We start from the raw sequence: 13,225 nt of genomic DNA, 5'->3' as shown, positions 1-13,225 counted from the left end.
CCCCCTGTGGGAGCGGGCTTGCCCGCGAAGGGGCCGGAAAATACACAATCATCCTCGCAGACTGCCCCGCTCACTGAGGTACTCGATAACCGCCCCCCGCTCCCCGGCAAACTCGATCCGCGAACCCTTCTTCTCCCGCTGAAACGCATACATCGGGTCGTAATACTCACGCAGCAACCCTTCAATCCAGCCCCGGTGCAAATCCACCGCACCGCTGCGCGCCTGCTCCGCCAACGCATCCTCCATCAGGATCAACATCCGCCGATGACGCTCGCCGCCCAGTCGCTTCTGAACGTTGTTCAGGCTCGCCAGCAAGCGCTCGGAAAACAGTCCGAAACCTTCATCGCCATGCACGCCGATGAACTCGGCACACAAGTCCACGATGTAATCACGCAGGATGCGTTCGACCCGTCCTTCAAGGCTGTCTTCCAGCCAGACCATCGGAAATTGCTGCATGCCCTGATACAGCGGCAACGGCAGCGCGCAACTGCCGATCGCGCGACTCTCGTCTTCCAGCACAAACTGCTCGATACCGCGGCTGCGCTTCTTCAGCACGTCCACGGCCAGGCGGTTTTCAAAATCAATGTTGGACGGCTGACCCGTGGCGCGTTTGCCGAAACTGGAGCCGCGATGGTTGGCGTGGCCTTCAAGGTCCAGGCCGTTGCGCAGTTGCGTGAGCACTTCGGTCTTGCCGGTGCCGGTCATGCCGCCCAGCAGGACAAAATCACATTGCGCCACCGCCTGATCCATCGTCCCCAACAGGAAGCCACGCATGGCCTTGTAGCCGCCGCCGACCCGCGGATAATCGATACCCGCCTCACTCTTGAGCCATTGCTGAACGATCTGCGAGCGCAAGCCACCGCGAAAACAATACAAAAGACCTTCAGGATGAGCCCGGGCAAAATCGGCCCAGGCCTGAATACGCCCGGCCTTGGTCTCGCCGGACACCAGTTGATGCCCCAACGCAATGGCCGCCTGCTGGCCATGTTGCTTGTAGCAGGTGCCGACCCGTTGCCGCTCATTGTCGTTCATCAGCGGCAGGTTGATCACACCAGGGAAGGAACCCTTGATGAATTCGACCGGCGCGCGGGCATCCATCATCGGCCGGTCATGGAGGAAAATGTCGCGGTAATCGGTGAAGTCGATGGACATCAAAACACCTCGACGGCGTGTATCTGTCGCTCGACCAGTTCGCCGATCGGCGCAAGGGTCAGGCCCATTTCGGCGGCGACACTGAGGAATTGTTCGTTGCCCTCAGGAGTGACCGCCACCAGCAGACCACCGCTGGTTTGCGGATCGCAGAGCACGCGTTTGTGCATCTCCTGTAGACGCCCGAGTTTGCTGGCGTAGCTGTCGAAATTGCGCAGCGTTCCGCCCGGCACGCAACCCTGGTCGAGGTAATACTCGACGCCTGGCAGGCGCGGCACGCGGTTGTATTCGATGCGCGCCGTCAGGTGGCTGCCGTCGGCCATTTCCACCAGGTGCCCGAGCAGACCAAAACCGGTGACATCGGTCATAGCGGTCACGCCGTCGAGCTTGCCGAAGCGGCTGCCAGGTTTGTTCAGGGTGCACATCCAGTCGCGGGCCAGGCCGATGTCGGCGTGGCGCAACTTGCCCTTTTTCTCGGCGGTGGTGAGGATGCCGATGCCCAGGGGTTTGGTGAGGTAGAGCAGGCAACCGGCGGTGGCCGTGTCGTTGCGCTTCATGTGGCGCTTTTCCACCAGTCCGGTGACCGCCAGGCCGAAGATCGGCTCCGGCGCGTCGATGGAGTGGCCACCCGCCAACGGAATCCCGGCTTCATCGCACACCGAACGCCCGCCGCGAATCACTTCCCGGGCAATCTCCGGCGCCAGCACATTCACCGGCCAGCCGAGGATCGCGATGGCCATCAACGGATGGCCGCCCATGGCGTAGATGTCGCTGATGGCATTGGTGGCGGCGATGCGGCCGAAATCGAACGGGTCGTCGACAATCGGCATAAAGAAATCGGTGGTCGAGACCACGCCACGCTCTTCGTCGATCGAATACACCGCCGCGTCATCGCGCGAGGCATTGCCGACCCAGAGCTTGGGGTCAAGGATCTGCGCCCCGCTGCCGGCCAGAATCACTTCCAGCACCTGAGGGGAAATCTTGCAGCCACAACCTGCACCGTGGCTGTACTGGGTCAGACGGATCGGCTCGCTCATGGGGGTGCACCTTGTGAAGTCGGTGCAGATGAGTCTACAACACCTCCGTTTCGTAGGAGCTGCCGCAGGCTGCGATCTTTTGACCTTGATTCGAAATCGCTCAAGATCAGAAGATCGCAGCCTGCGGCAGCTCCTACACGGAGCGGGTTACGGCAGCAAAATCACCTTGTCGCCGCTGCCCTGATTCACTTCGGCATAGCGCTCCAGCCCTTCAGCCAACGGCGATTCGAACAACCCTTGCGGCAACGGCAACAGATCCTGATCGAAGAACTTACCGAACTGATCGAGCATCGCCGCGCACGCCTGAACCCCGTACAGCAACGAGTTGATCCCCACCACCGAACCGCCCTTGCGATACAACGCCAGGGCCGGCAATTGCACCAGACCATCCACCGGCGCGGCGATGATCGCGATGCGGCCGAACGCAGCCAACGCGGCGACCGAGGCCGGCAGCCAGAACCCGGTGGTGTCGAAAATCACGTCGGCGCCGCCGGCATAGACTGCGTTCACTTGCGCGCCCAGGTCTTCGGGTTTATCCAGTTGCAGCGTCTGATAACCCTGAGCCTGCAAGTCCTTGACCTGCTCCGGCCGACGCGCCGCCGCCAGCACCTGGGCACCACGCACTTTGGCCAATGCCAGCGCCGCGCTGCCGACCGCTCCACCGCCGATCACCAACAACCGCGTCTGCGCCGTCACCAGGCTGCGTTCCAGTGCATCCCACGCCGTGGTGTATGGCACGCCGAGGCTGGCGGCCTGGGAAAAACTCAGGTGAGTCGGCTTGAGCGCCACGCCGTTGGCCGGCAGTTTGACGAATTGTGCATGGGAGCCGTCGGCGAAAAAGCCCAGCTCCCGGCCGGTGCCCCAGACGTCCTGACCGATCAATGCCTGCGGGCCTTCAACCACGACGCCGGCGAAATCACGACCGGGAATCCGCGGCAACGTGGTGTAGGGAAAACGTCCCAGCACGTTCTTCACATCGCTGGGGTTGAGGCCGGCGGCCTTGATCTGCACCAGCACTTCATCGGTGCCGGCAACGGGGGTCGGCACCTCGACATAGCGCAGGGCCGAGAGGTCGCCGGTTTTATCGAACTGCAATGCTTTCATGGGTATGTCCATCGAACAGAGGGGAGAATTCAGGAGATCCAGCCAGTGACCAGTTGTCGGCCCATCGGCCACAACTTTTCACCGGCGAGCATGCCCAGCAGGCCCACCAGCGCGATGGCCGGCGGTGCGGGGGAACGAAAATCCAGTGCGCCGTAGAGCAAACCGACGCCCAGACCGATGACCAGCGAGATGAGGTAGCTCATGGCAGACTCCGTGGGCAATTGAGGTATGCCCAAAGTCTAGAGGCCGGCAACGGCGAGCATCGGCCAAGTGCTTCTGAATGTCGGCCAAAGCGCTAATGTCGGCCGCAACGCGAATGTGTAGGAGCTGCCGCAGGCTGCGATCTTTTGATTTTTCTCTTTAAAAACAAGATCAAAAGATCGCAGCCTGCGGCAGCTCCTACAGGTTTTGGTTCGCGGAAAATTGCGAAGGCGCGACACCCAGTTCCCGACGGAACATGTCGCTGAAGCTGCTCGGCGAATAGCCCAGCTCCCGGGCAATCGTGCTGACAGCGACACCCTGTATCAACTCGGCCGCCGCCGTCGCCAGTTGCACCTGCCGGCGCCATTCGGCGAACCCCATGCCCAGACCGTCCTTGAACAGCCGCGCCAGGGTGCGCACGCTGGCCCCTGCATTTTCGGCGTGTTGTTCGAAGGTAATGTCCAGCGACGGCGCGGCCATGACCGCCTGACACAGGTTCATCAGGCGCCGGTCAGAATCGTCCGGCAAGGGGATTTTCAGCAGCGAGCGCCGGGCACGTTTGAGCTCAAGCAGCGCCAGTCCCACCAGCGCCTCGTAATACTCCGGTGCGCCGTCGTCACCCTGCTCCACCAGGCCGATGATCAGCTCACGCAACAATCCGCCCACTTCGATCACCTGAACCGTGGCGTCCAGCGTCGCGGCCAACGAGGGCCGCAGGTAGATGTTACGCATCTGCAGGTCCGAGACCACGCGAATGCCGTGTGGCACGCCCGGCGGCAGCCACACCGCCCGTTGCGGCGGCACCACCAGCGCTTCATGGGGCGTTTCGACCCACATCACCCCGCTCATCGCATACAGCAACTGGCCCCAGACATGCTCGTGAGGCTCGATATACAACCCACGCGGGTAGGTGCGCGCCAGCGGTTGCACGGGCACATCGGTGTCACTCAGGTCGGGGGGCGCGGCAAGGGCCATGGCTAGCAATCATTGGGGTTTGGAGAAAATGCATGGTAACCAGCCGCAAGCCTTGCCGCCACTGGCGGCCGCCGTCTGACAATCCGACTGAATTTTCCGCAGCCCCGACGATCCTTCTATTACTACAGGGAGGAATACGGGCTTTATGAACAACGCAAAACTTTTCGTCATTGAGTACACCCTTCATGGCGCCCCCAAGTCTTTCATTATCCGCCTGGACAAGATGGATAATGCTGAGGCCTGGCATTGGGCGAGCTGCGACGCCGGCGTGGGTCGGATCCCCCGTTTTGGCCGGGAAAAGGTGCAGAAAACGAGTAAACCGATGGCGGAGAAATTCGGTGTGGAAAACGTAACGTGGCGGCCAGCGAGTTAACCGAGTGGAGAAAGATTCAGAAGGGATAGCTGTGCGTCTGTATCTGTAGGAGCGAGCTTGCTCGCGATGAACCCAGAAGCGGCGCGTTTAATCAGAAAACACGCGTTATCGTTAACGTCCATCGCGAGCAAGCTCGCTCCTACAGTCAGCGTTGGGCGCACTTGCAGTCTTTGCTTGCGCATTCTTCGCCGTGTTCGTGGTGCTTGGCGCAGGCTTCGCAGCAGTAATGCTTGCCGTGGCGTGCAATCGGATGCTGGCCCAGTTTGCATGAGCATTTCGGGCAATCGCATTTACTTTCACTGTTGATCATGTGTCTGACTCCATTGTTGTGGTCGTCAGGCGCGACGGATGCGCACCGTATCACCAGTGTAGGAGCTGCCGGAGGCTGCGATCTTTTGATTTCGCATTTCAAATTCAAGATCAAAAGATCGCAGCCTGCGGCAGCTCCTACGGGAAAAATGGCGGCAGACCGCGCTCACAGATTTTTGGGGCCGCTGCGCAGCCCAACGCGAGCAAGCTCGCTCGCCACAATGGCATCATCAATCAGATACGGAACTGTCCGACCAGTTTGCCCAGTCGCTGACCGAGATCCGCCAGGCTGCGGGACGTCTGGGCGCCGAGTTGGGTTTCGTCGGCCACGTTGTCCACGGCCACCGCGATCTGATGCACGCTGCGGTTGATCTCTTCGGCCACGGCGGTCTGCTCTTCGGCGGCGCTGGCAATCTGCGCGTTCATCGAGTTGATGGTGCCTATCAGCTGGGCCATGGTATCGAGCGACGCCCCCGCCTCGTTGGCCTGCACGGACGTGCCGTCGCCGGCCTCGCTGGAACGGCGCATCGCTTCCACCGCCGATTGAGTACCGGCCTGCAAACGATCGATCATGCCCTGGATTTCCTGGGTGCTGATTTGCGTGCGACTGGCCAGCGCCCGTACTTCGTCGGCCACCACCGCAAAACCACGACCGGCCTCACCGGCCCGGGCCGCTTCGATCGCGGCGTTGAGCGCCAGCAGGTTGGTCTGATCGGCAATAGAACGGATCACCCCGAGCACGCTGACAATCGACGACACGTCCTTTTGCAGGCTGTCGAGGGACACGCCGCTGCTGCGAATATCGTCCACCAACGCATGAATCTTCACGATGCTGCCGGCCACCACACGCTTGGCGGCCTGGCCTTCTTCGTCGGTCTGCTGGGCGGCAACGGCGGCGTTTTGCGCACTCTTCGCCACTTCCTGAGCGGCTGCCGACATCTGGTTGATCGCCGTGGCGACCTGATCGGTCTCGTGACGCTGACGCTCCATCGCCTTATCAGAGCGCTGGGCCTGATCGGACACCTGATTCACCAACCCGGTCAGCTGTGAGGTCATTTCAGTGATCTGGCGCACCAGGCCGTGGATCTTGTCGACAAAACGGTTGAACGAACCGGCGAGCTGGCCGAGCTCGTCCTGGCTGGTGATGCTCAGGCGCCGGGTCAGGTCGCCCTCGCCCGCCGCGATGTCATCGAGGTTGGCTTTCATCAGGTTCAGCGGACGCAGGATGGTGTTGGCCAGCAGCATGCCGGCGACGGCGATCATCAACAGTACGACGGCGGCGATGCCGATGATGCTCAGCAACACGCCTTCCATACGGTCCTGAACCTTGGCCTCGACCACCGCCACCTGCGCTTCGATACCGTCGAGGTTGACCGCGGTGCCGACGGCCATGTCCCACTTCGGCAGGTATTCGGTGTAGCCGAGTTTCGGCACCAGCACCTTGGTATTGCCGGGCAATGGCGAGCTGTATTGCAGGTAATGCGTGCCATCCTTGGCGACTTTCACCAGGTCGCGGTTGACGTAGACACCGTTCGGATCACGGTTGTCCTTGAAGCTCTGGCCCACGCCTTCGGGGCTGTTGGCCTTGAACAGGCGCACGGTGTTGGAGTCGTAACCGAAGAAGTAGCCGTCCTTGCCATAGCTGATGCTCGACAGCAATTTGATCACCTGCACCCGCGCCGCGTCATCGCCAGGCGCGGCGGCGTCGTAAAGCGGTTTGATGGTGGACATGGCCACGGCCACATAACTTTGCAGGGTAGCCTTGGCATCGCTGAGCAGGCGCTGGCGCGTCTCCTCGACTTCCTTGTGGGCCTGTTCCTGCAGAACGAACAACGTGGTCAGGCTGATGACCAGCGCAAAGAGCAGCACCGGGAGGACGGCAAGGGACAGGACTTTAGCCTTCAGGCTCATGCGCATGACGGTTCACTCTTTTTGATTTTATTGTTGTGGTTAAAGGCTTTAACGGCACGCCGGATCAAAAGTTGAATGCCCCAAAAAGATCGCAGCCTTCGGCAGCTCCTACATAGGAATGGCATACACCCTGTAGGAGCTGCCGAAGGCTGCGATCTTTTGATCTTGAATCAGAGGACCATCGCCGCCACCCAGCCGAACGCCAGCAGCGGCAGGTTGTAGTGCAGGAAGGTCGGGACCACGGTGTCCCAGATGTGGTGATGCTGGCCGTCGATGTTCAGGCCGGAAGTCGGGCCGAGGGTCGAGTCCGAAGCCGGCGAACCCGCATCGCCCAGCGCACCGGCGGTGCCGACGATGCACACGATCGCAATCGGGCTGAAACCCAGCTGCACGCACAGCGGCACGAAAATCGCCGCCAGAATCGGCACGGTGGAAAACGACGAGCCGATGCCCATGGTCACCAGCAGGCCGACCAACAACATCAACAGTGCCCCGATGCCTTTGCTATGACCGATCCACGATGCCGAAGCCTCCACCAACGTCTGCACCTCACCGGTAGCTTTCATCACTTCAGCGAACCCCGAGGCGGCGATCATGATGAAGCCGATCATCGCCATCATCTTCATGCCTTCGGTGAACAGATCGTCGGTGTCGCGCCACTTCACGATGCCCGACACCGAGAAGATCAAAAAGCCTGCCAGCGCACCAATAATCATCGAGTCCAGCAGCAGTTGAATGATGAACGCCGCCGCAATAGCCACACCCGCGACCATCAGGCTCAGCGGGTTGTACTGCACCGCGACCTGCTCGACCTGCTCGATCTTTTCCAGGTCGTAGACGCGTTTCTTGCGGTAACTGATAAACGCTGCCGCCAAACCCACCACCATGCCCAGCGCCGGAATGCCCATGGCATGGGTGACGTTGATGCCGCTGATATCAACGCCGCTGCGGGCCACGTTGGTCAGCAGGATTTCATTCAGGAAAATGTTGCCGAAACCCACCGGCAGGAACATGTACGGCGTGATCAGGCCGAAGGTCATGACGCAGGCGATCAACCGGCGATCCAGTTGCAGTTTGGTCAGCACGTACAACAGCGGCGGCACCAGCAACGGAATAAACGCGATATGTATCGGCAGAATATTCTGTGAAGCGATGGCCACCACCCACAGCAAACCGATCAACAGCCACTTGACCGAACCGCCACCGTTGGCGTGCTGGCGATCGACCATGGCCAGGGCCTTGTCCGCCAGCGCATGGGCCAGGCCGGACTTGGCAATCGCCACCGCGACCGCGCCGAGCAAGGCATAAGACAACGCCACCGTCGCCCCGCCGCCGAGGCCGCTGTTGAACGCTTTCAGGGTGGCGTCGATGCCCAGGCCACCGGTCAGGCCGCCCACCAGCGCGCCGATAATCAGCGCGATCACAACGTGCACGCGGGACAGGCTGAGCACCAGCATGACGCCGACCGCGGCAATTACAGCATTAATCATCGTTACCTCAAGGCAAGCGAAATGAGTCCAGCCGGCAGTCTGCGAAGAGCCGCCAGCGGATCAAGGAATGGGTTTTATTAGAGGGCGCGCACTGTGCCGCAGAGTGGGTCCGGTGTCAAAGCGCCCGGCCAGTAAATGATGGGTAACTGCCTGTGATCACCCTGTGGCGAGGGAGCTTGCTCCCGCTGGGTTGCGAAGCAGCCCCCGGCATTCTTTCAGACATACCTTGCATGCAGGTTTTGCGACGGCTTCGCCGCCGAGCGGGAGCAAGCTCCCTCGCCACAAAAGCTTTGGTGAACGGCATAAAGAAAGCTGGATGACGGCCGTTACAGTGCAAAGTCTCAGATATTTATCGAATAAGGACGTCTCCATGTCGCTCAGACAACTTTCCATTCAATGGAAAATCACCCTGCTGGCCGGGCTTTGCCTGGCGGGTATCGTGACCTTGCTGGTAGGTCTTTCGCTGTATCGCATGGAGCACAGCTCCGGGCTGGTGAAAGCCTCGAGCATGGAGATGCTCACTGACGCCGCCCAGGCCCGGATCGAGTCCCAGGGCGAAAACCAGGCGCTGGTGATTCGCCAGCAGTTCATGGACGCCTATCAATATGGCCACGGTTTTTCGCGTCAGGTGTTGTTCCTGCGTGACCAGGCCGAAAAGCGCTTTCTCGATGCCTTCGACCTGCGCGAAGACCTGACCCGCCAGGTCAAATCGGCGCTGCAAGCCAACCCGGAATTGCTCGGCCTGTCCCTGGTGTTCGAACCCAATGCGCTGGACGGCAAGGACGAACTTTTCGCGGGCCAGGCGGAACTGGGCAGTAACGACAAGGGCCGTTTCGCGCTCTACTGGTCGCAGCCGACGCCCGGCAAGGTGACGTCGATGGCGCTGCCCGAAACTGACATGGCCGACACCAGCACCGGCCCCAGCGGCGAACCCGCCAACGCCTGGTTCACGTGCCCGCGCACCTCGCTCAAACCTTGCGTGATCGAACCCTACTTCTATGTGATCGACGGCCAGAACGTGCTGATGACCAGCATCGTGTTCCCGCTCATGGTCAACGGCAAAGTCATCGCTTCGCTGTCGGTGGACATCAACCTCAACAGCCTGCAAGCGGTCAGTCAGGGCGCGAGCAAAAAGCTCTATGACGGCCAGGCCAGCGTCAGCATCGTCAGCCCGGTCGGGTTGCTCGCTGGCTACAGCCCGGACGCCAGCAAACTCAGCCAGCGCCTGGACGCCGTAGACAAAACCAGCGGCGCCGAGCTGATCCGCATGCTCGCCGCCAGCAGCAAAACCGCAAGCCTGCACAGCAACCAGCAGTTGAAAGTGCTGTCGCCGTTCCAGCCGATTCCCGGTGGCAAGTCGTGGGGCGTGCTGCTCGACGTGCCGGAAAAAGTCCTGATCGGTCCGGCCGAAGCGCTGAAGAAACAACTCGATGCCAGCAATACCGCCGGCACTTTGGTTGAACTCGGCCTCGGTGTGCTGGCGGCGTTGATCGGCCTGTTGCTGGTGTGGCTGATGGCACGTAGCGTGACCAGACCGATTCTCGGCGTGGCGCACATGCTCGAAGACATCGCCAGCGGTGAAGGCGACCTGACCCGGCGTCTGGCTTACGACAAAAAGGATGAACTGGGCCAGTTGGCTGGCTGGTTCAACCGCTTCCTCGACAAACTGCAACCGATCATCGCCGAAGTGAAACGCTCGGTGCAGGACGCCCGCAGCACGGCGGACCAGTCCTCCGCCATCGCCACGCAAACCAGCGCGGGCATGGAGCAGCAGTATCGTCAGGTCGATCAGGCTGCCACGGCGTCCCACGAAATGAGCGCCACTGCCCAGGACGTTGCCCGCAGCGCCGCGCAGGCGGCACAGGCTGCAAAGGATGCGGATCAGGCCACTCGTCGCGGATTGACGGTGATCGACCAGACCACCCACAGCATCGACAACCTCGCCGCCGACATGAGCGCGGCCATGGTGCAGGTCGAAGGCCTGGCGGCGAACAGCGAGAAAATCGGTTCGGTGCTGGAAGTGATTCGCGCCATCGCCGAGCAAACCAACCTGCTGGCCCTCAACGCCGCCATCGAAGCGGCCCGTGCCGGTGAAGCCGGCCGTGGTTTTGCCGTGGTGGCCGACGAAGTGCGCAACCTTGCGCGGCGTACGCAGGAGTCGGTTGAAGAAACCCGTCTGGTGATCGAGCAGTTGCAGAGCGGCACCCAGGATGTGGTGGGGTCGATGAACAACAGCCATCGTCAGGCTCAAGGCAGCGTCGAGCAGGTCAGCCAGGCCGTCACGGCGTTGCGGCAGATTGGCGACGCGGTGACGGTGATCAGCGACATGAACCTGCAGATTGCCAGTGCGGCGGAAGAACAAAGCGCGGTAGCGGAAGAGATCAACAACAACGTGGCGACGATTCGGGATGTGACCGAGTCGCTGTCGGGGCAGGCGAACGAGTCGGCGCGAGTGAGCCAGTCGTTGAATAGCCTGGCGAATCAGCAGCAGCGTTTGATGGATCAGTTTCGCGTCTAAACCAAATCCACTGAAGATCCAAATGTGGGAGCGAGCCTGTGTGGCGAGGGAGCTTGCTCCCGCTGGGTCGCGAAGCGGCCCTAAAAGTTTTGCGACTGCTTCGCAGCCGAGCGGGAGCAAGCTCCCTCGCCACACAAGCCCGCTCCCACAGGGTTATCGGTTGGCTTCAGATTGGTGTCAGCGTTTTGGGAGTTCGATAAGCACCTTCAACCCGCCCCACTCACTCTCCTCCAGCCGCAACACCCCGCCCCACGTGTCGACGATGTCGCGCACGATCCCCAGTCCCAACCCATGCCCATCCATCTGTTCATCCAGCCGCGTACCCCGGCTGAACACCTGAACACGCTGGTCCTCGGGAATCCCCGGCCCATCATCTTCCACACTCAACTGAAATCCTTCAGCCGTCTCGACGACGCTCAACCGCACCTCGGCATCCGCCCACTTACAGGCGTTGTCCAGCAGGTTGCCCAGAAGTTCCAGCAAATCTTCACGATCCCAAGGCAACTGCAACCCGGCCGGCGCGCGATAGCCGAGCTCCAGATGTTCGCCGTGAATCATGTTCAACGTGGCGAGCAACCCCGGCAGTTCCGCATCGCAATCAAACAACGCCCCCGGCAGCGCATCGCCGGACAGCCGGGCGCGATTGAGCTCCCGATTGAGTCGCTGCTGAACCTGCTCCAGTTGCGCCTTGAGGATTTTTCGCAGCTCGGGATGGGCATCGAGTTTTTCGCTGGAAGCCAGGCTCAACAACACGGCCAGCGGGGTTTTCAAGGCATGCCCGAGGTTGCCCAACGCATTGCGCGAACGCTTGAGGTTGTCTTCAGTGTGCGCCAGCAAATGGTTGATCTGCGCCACCAGTGGTTCAAGCTCCACCGGCACCCGGTCATCCAGTTGCGAACGTTGGCCCTGCTGCAACTGGGCGATCTGCTCGCGGGCCCTTTCCAGTGGGCGCAAGGCGCGGCGCACGGTGATCCGCTGCAACAACAGAATCAGCAACAACCCCGCCAACCCCAAGCCAAGCCCCACTTGCTGCATGCGCTTGAAACTGTCGCGCACCGGGGTGTAATCCTGGGCGACACTGATGGAGATCGACTGGCCCAAACGGCGATAGTCCGAACGCAAGATCAGCAATTGCTGGCCTTCCGGCCCCAGTTGCAGGTTGCTGTGCAGGCCGGGGTGGTCGAGGCGCGGCAGTTCTTGATCCCACAGAGAACGCGAACGCCAATGGCTGTCGGCAAAATCGATGCGGAAGTAATGTCCGGAAAACGGTCGTTGGTAGGCCGGCGACAGATGCCGTTCATCCAGTTGCAACCCTTGCGGCCCACGCACCAACGCCACCAGCAAGCTTTCGCTGTCGTTGCGCAGCCCGGCTTCGAGGTAGCGCTGCAAACCCACTTCGAACAGCCACAGGCTGGTTTGCGCCAACACCAGGCCGACGATCACCATCACGCTGATCAGCCCCAGGCTCAAGCGGCGCTGGATCGACCTCACTGCGTTTGACCGCCAAACAGATAACCCTGGCCGCGACGGGTTTCGATCACGCTGCGCCCGAGTTTGCGCCGCAAGTGATTGACGTGGACTTCCAGCACATTGGAATCACGCTCGGTTTCACCGTCGTAGAGGTGTTCGGCGAGGTGGCTTTTGGAGAGGATCTGCTCGGGGTGCAGCATGAAATAACGCAGCAGGCGAAATTCTGCGGCGGTGAGCTGGATGTCCGCGCCGTCGCGGGTCACGCATTGGCGGCCCTCGTCCAGGTGCAATCCCGCCGACTGAAGCGTCGGTTGATTGATCTGGCCATGGGAGCGGCGCAACAGCGCCTGGATGCGCAAGTGCAGTTCTTCAGGATGGAAGGGCTTGGTCAGGTAATCGTCGGCGCCCGCCTTGAGGCCTTCGATGCGTTCGGCCCAGGAACCGCGTGCCGTCAGGATCAGCACCGGCGTGGCCAGCCCGCCCGCGCGCCATTGCGCCAGCACGTCGAGCCCCGGCAAACCCGGCAGGCCGAGATCGAGGATGATCAGGTCATAGGGCTCGCTGCTGCCCTGATACACCGCGTCACGGCCGTCGGCCAGCCAGTCCACGGCGTAGCCCTGGCGGGTGAGGCCGGCCAGCAGTTCGTCGGCCAGGGGCACGTGGTCTTCCACCAGGAGCAAACGCATCG

General features: G+C 61.4%; 12 protein-coding genes and 1 pseudogene. 3 read left to right on the top strand and 10 right to left on the bottom strand.

What is annotated here, in order from left to right:
• Positions 1–48: 48 nt before the first annotated feature.
• The 5 genes from mnmH to ACYZTL_RS24805 form a co-directional block, all read right to left on the bottom strand.
• Positions 49–1,152: a tRNA 2-selenouridine(34) synthase MnmH gene (gene mnmH / locus ACYZTL_RS24825; protein ID WP_461953947.1), complete on the bottom strand. Its 1,104-nt coding sequence runs from the start codon at positions 1,150–1,152 to the stop codon at positions 49–51.
• Positions 1,152–2,186 (bottom strand): selenide, water dikinase SelD, encoded by a 1,035-nt coding sequence (selD, locus tag ACYZTL_RS24820; RefSeq protein WP_461953946.1) that lies wholly within the window; start codon positions 2,184–2,186, stop codon positions 1,152–1,154. Before selD ends, mnmH begins: the two co-directional genes overlap by 1 nt.
• 147 nt (positions 2,187–2,333) lie before the next feature.
• Positions 2,334–3,290: a quinone oxidoreductase family protein gene (locus tag ACYZTL_RS24815; RefSeq protein ID WP_461953945.1), complete on the bottom strand. Its 957-nt coding sequence runs from the start codon at positions 3,288–3,290 to the stop codon at positions 2,334–2,336.
• A gap of 29 nt (positions 3,291–3,319) precedes the next feature.
• Positions 3,320–3,493 (bottom strand): DUF1427 family protein, encoded by a 174-nt coding sequence (locus ACYZTL_RS24810; RefSeq protein WP_008035179.1) that lies wholly within the window; start codon positions 3,491–3,493, stop codon positions 3,320–3,322.
• A gap of 196 nt (positions 3,494–3,689) precedes the next feature.
• Positions 3,690–4,466: an AraC family transcriptional regulator gene (locus ACYZTL_RS24805; protein ID WP_461953944.1), complete on the bottom strand. Its 777-nt coding sequence runs from the start codon at positions 4,464–4,466 to the stop codon at positions 3,690–3,692.
• Positions 4,467–4,611: 145 nt separating this feature from the next.
• Between ACYZTL_RS24805 and ACYZTL_RS24800 the strand changes: the two genes are divergently transcribed.
• On the top strand, positions 4,612–4,839 hold the full coding sequence (locus ACYZTL_RS24800) for a DUF6555 family protein (RefSeq protein WP_046032745.1): 228 nt from the start codon (positions 4,612–4,614) through the stop codon (positions 4,837–4,839).
• Between the two features lie 145 nt (positions 4,840–4,984).
• Here the strand turns inward: ACYZTL_RS24800 and ACYZTL_RS24795 are convergent, their stop codons facing one another.
• From ACYZTL_RS24795 to ACYZTL_RS24785, 3 genes are all read right to left on the bottom strand, one after another.
• Positions 4,985–5,149, bottom strand: a complete 165-nt coding sequence (locus ACYZTL_RS24795) for a metallothionein (protein WP_461953943.1) — start codon at positions 5,147–5,149, stop codon at positions 4,985–4,987.
• A gap of 233 nt (positions 5,150–5,382) precedes the next feature.
• Positions 5,383–7,065, bottom strand: a complete 1,683-nt coding sequence (locus ACYZTL_RS24790) for a methyl-accepting chemotaxis protein (RefSeq protein ID WP_461953942.1) — start codon at positions 7,063–7,065, stop codon at positions 5,383–5,385.
• Positions 7,066–7,229: 164 nt separating this feature from the next.
• Positions 7,230–8,546 carry a Na+/H+ antiporter family protein gene (locus ACYZTL_RS24785; protein WP_461954371.1) on the bottom strand — a complete coding sequence of 439 codons (1,317 nt, stop codon included), beginning with the start codon at positions 8,544–8,546 and terminating at the stop codon, positions 7,230–7,232.
• 319 nt (positions 8,547–8,865) lie between these two features.
• Between ACYZTL_RS24785 and ACYZTL_RS24780 the strand changes: the two are divergent.
• A pseudogene (locus tag ACYZTL_RS24780) lies at positions 8,866–10,209 on the top strand (methyl-accepting chemotaxis protein); the annotation flags it as partial.
• A 102-nt stretch (positions 10,210–10,311) separates the two neighbouring features.
• Positions 10,312–11,067, top strand: coding sequence for a methyl-accepting chemotaxis protein (locus tag ACYZTL_RS24775; protein ID WP_461954370.1), 756 nt, complete (start codon positions 10,312–10,314; stop codon positions 11,065–11,067).
• A gap of 177 nt (positions 11,068–11,244) precedes the next feature.
• Here the strand turns inward: ACYZTL_RS24775 and ACYZTL_RS24770 are convergent, their stop codons facing one another.
• Together ACYZTL_RS24770 and ACYZTL_RS24765 are read right to left on the bottom strand one after the other, a co-directional pair.
• Entirely contained in the window at positions 11,245–12,558 is a 1,314-nt protein-coding gene (locus ACYZTL_RS24770) for a sensor histidine kinase (protein ID WP_461953941.1), read from the bottom strand.
• Entirely contained in the window at positions 12,555–13,223 is a 669-nt protein-coding gene (locus ACYZTL_RS24765; protein WP_461953940.1) for a response regulator transcription factor, read from the bottom strand. The genes ACYZTL_RS24770 and ACYZTL_RS24765 overlap by 4 nt, the downstream gene beginning before the upstream one ends.
• Positions 13,224–13,225: the final 2 nt, after the last annotated feature.

It is taken from the genome of Pseudomonas sp. LB3P81, from assembly GCF_054897965.1.
Note: the sequence above shows the minus strand (reverse complement) of the source record. Positions and strands in the feature narration are given on the sequence as shown.

Coding starts and splice junctions, on each gene's coding strand:
- mnmH (WP_461953947.1), bottom strand. CDS start 1,152: ATGTCCATCGACTTCACCGATTACCGCGACATTTTCCTCCATGACCGG.
- selD (WP_461953946.1), bottom strand. CDS start 2,186: ATGAGCGAGCCGATCCGTCTGACCCAGTACAGCCACGGTGCAGGTTGT.
- ACYZTL_RS24815 (WP_461953945.1), bottom strand. CDS start 3,290: ATGAAAGCATTGCAGTTCGATAAAACCGGCGACCTCTCGGCCCTGCGC.
- ACYZTL_RS24810 (WP_008035179.1), bottom strand. CDS start 3,493: ATGAGCTACCTCATCTCGCTGGTCATCGGTCTGGGCGTCGGTTTGCTC.
- ACYZTL_RS24805 (WP_461953944.1), bottom strand. CDS start 4,466: ATGGCCCTTGCCGCGCCCCCCGACCTGAGTGACACCGATGTGCCCGTG.
- ACYZTL_RS24800 (WP_046032745.1), top strand. CDS start 4,612: ATGAACAACGCAAAACTTTTCGTCATTGAGTACACCCTTCATGGCGCC.
- ACYZTL_RS24795 (WP_461953943.1), bottom strand. CDS start 5,149: ATGATCAACAGTGAAAGTAAATGCGATTGCCCGAAATGCTCATGCAAA.
- ACYZTL_RS24790 (WP_461953942.1), bottom strand. CDS start 7,065: ATGCGCATGAGCCTGAAGGCTAAAGTCCTGTCCCTTGCCGTCCTCCCG.
- ACYZTL_RS24775 (WP_461954370.1), top strand. CDS start 10,312: ATGGAGCAGCAGTATCGTCAGGTCGATCAGGCTGCCACGGCGTCCCAC.
- ACYZTL_RS24765 (WP_461953940.1), bottom strand. CDS start 13,223: ATGCGTTTGCTCCTGGTGGAAGACCACGTGCCCCTGGCCGACGAACTG.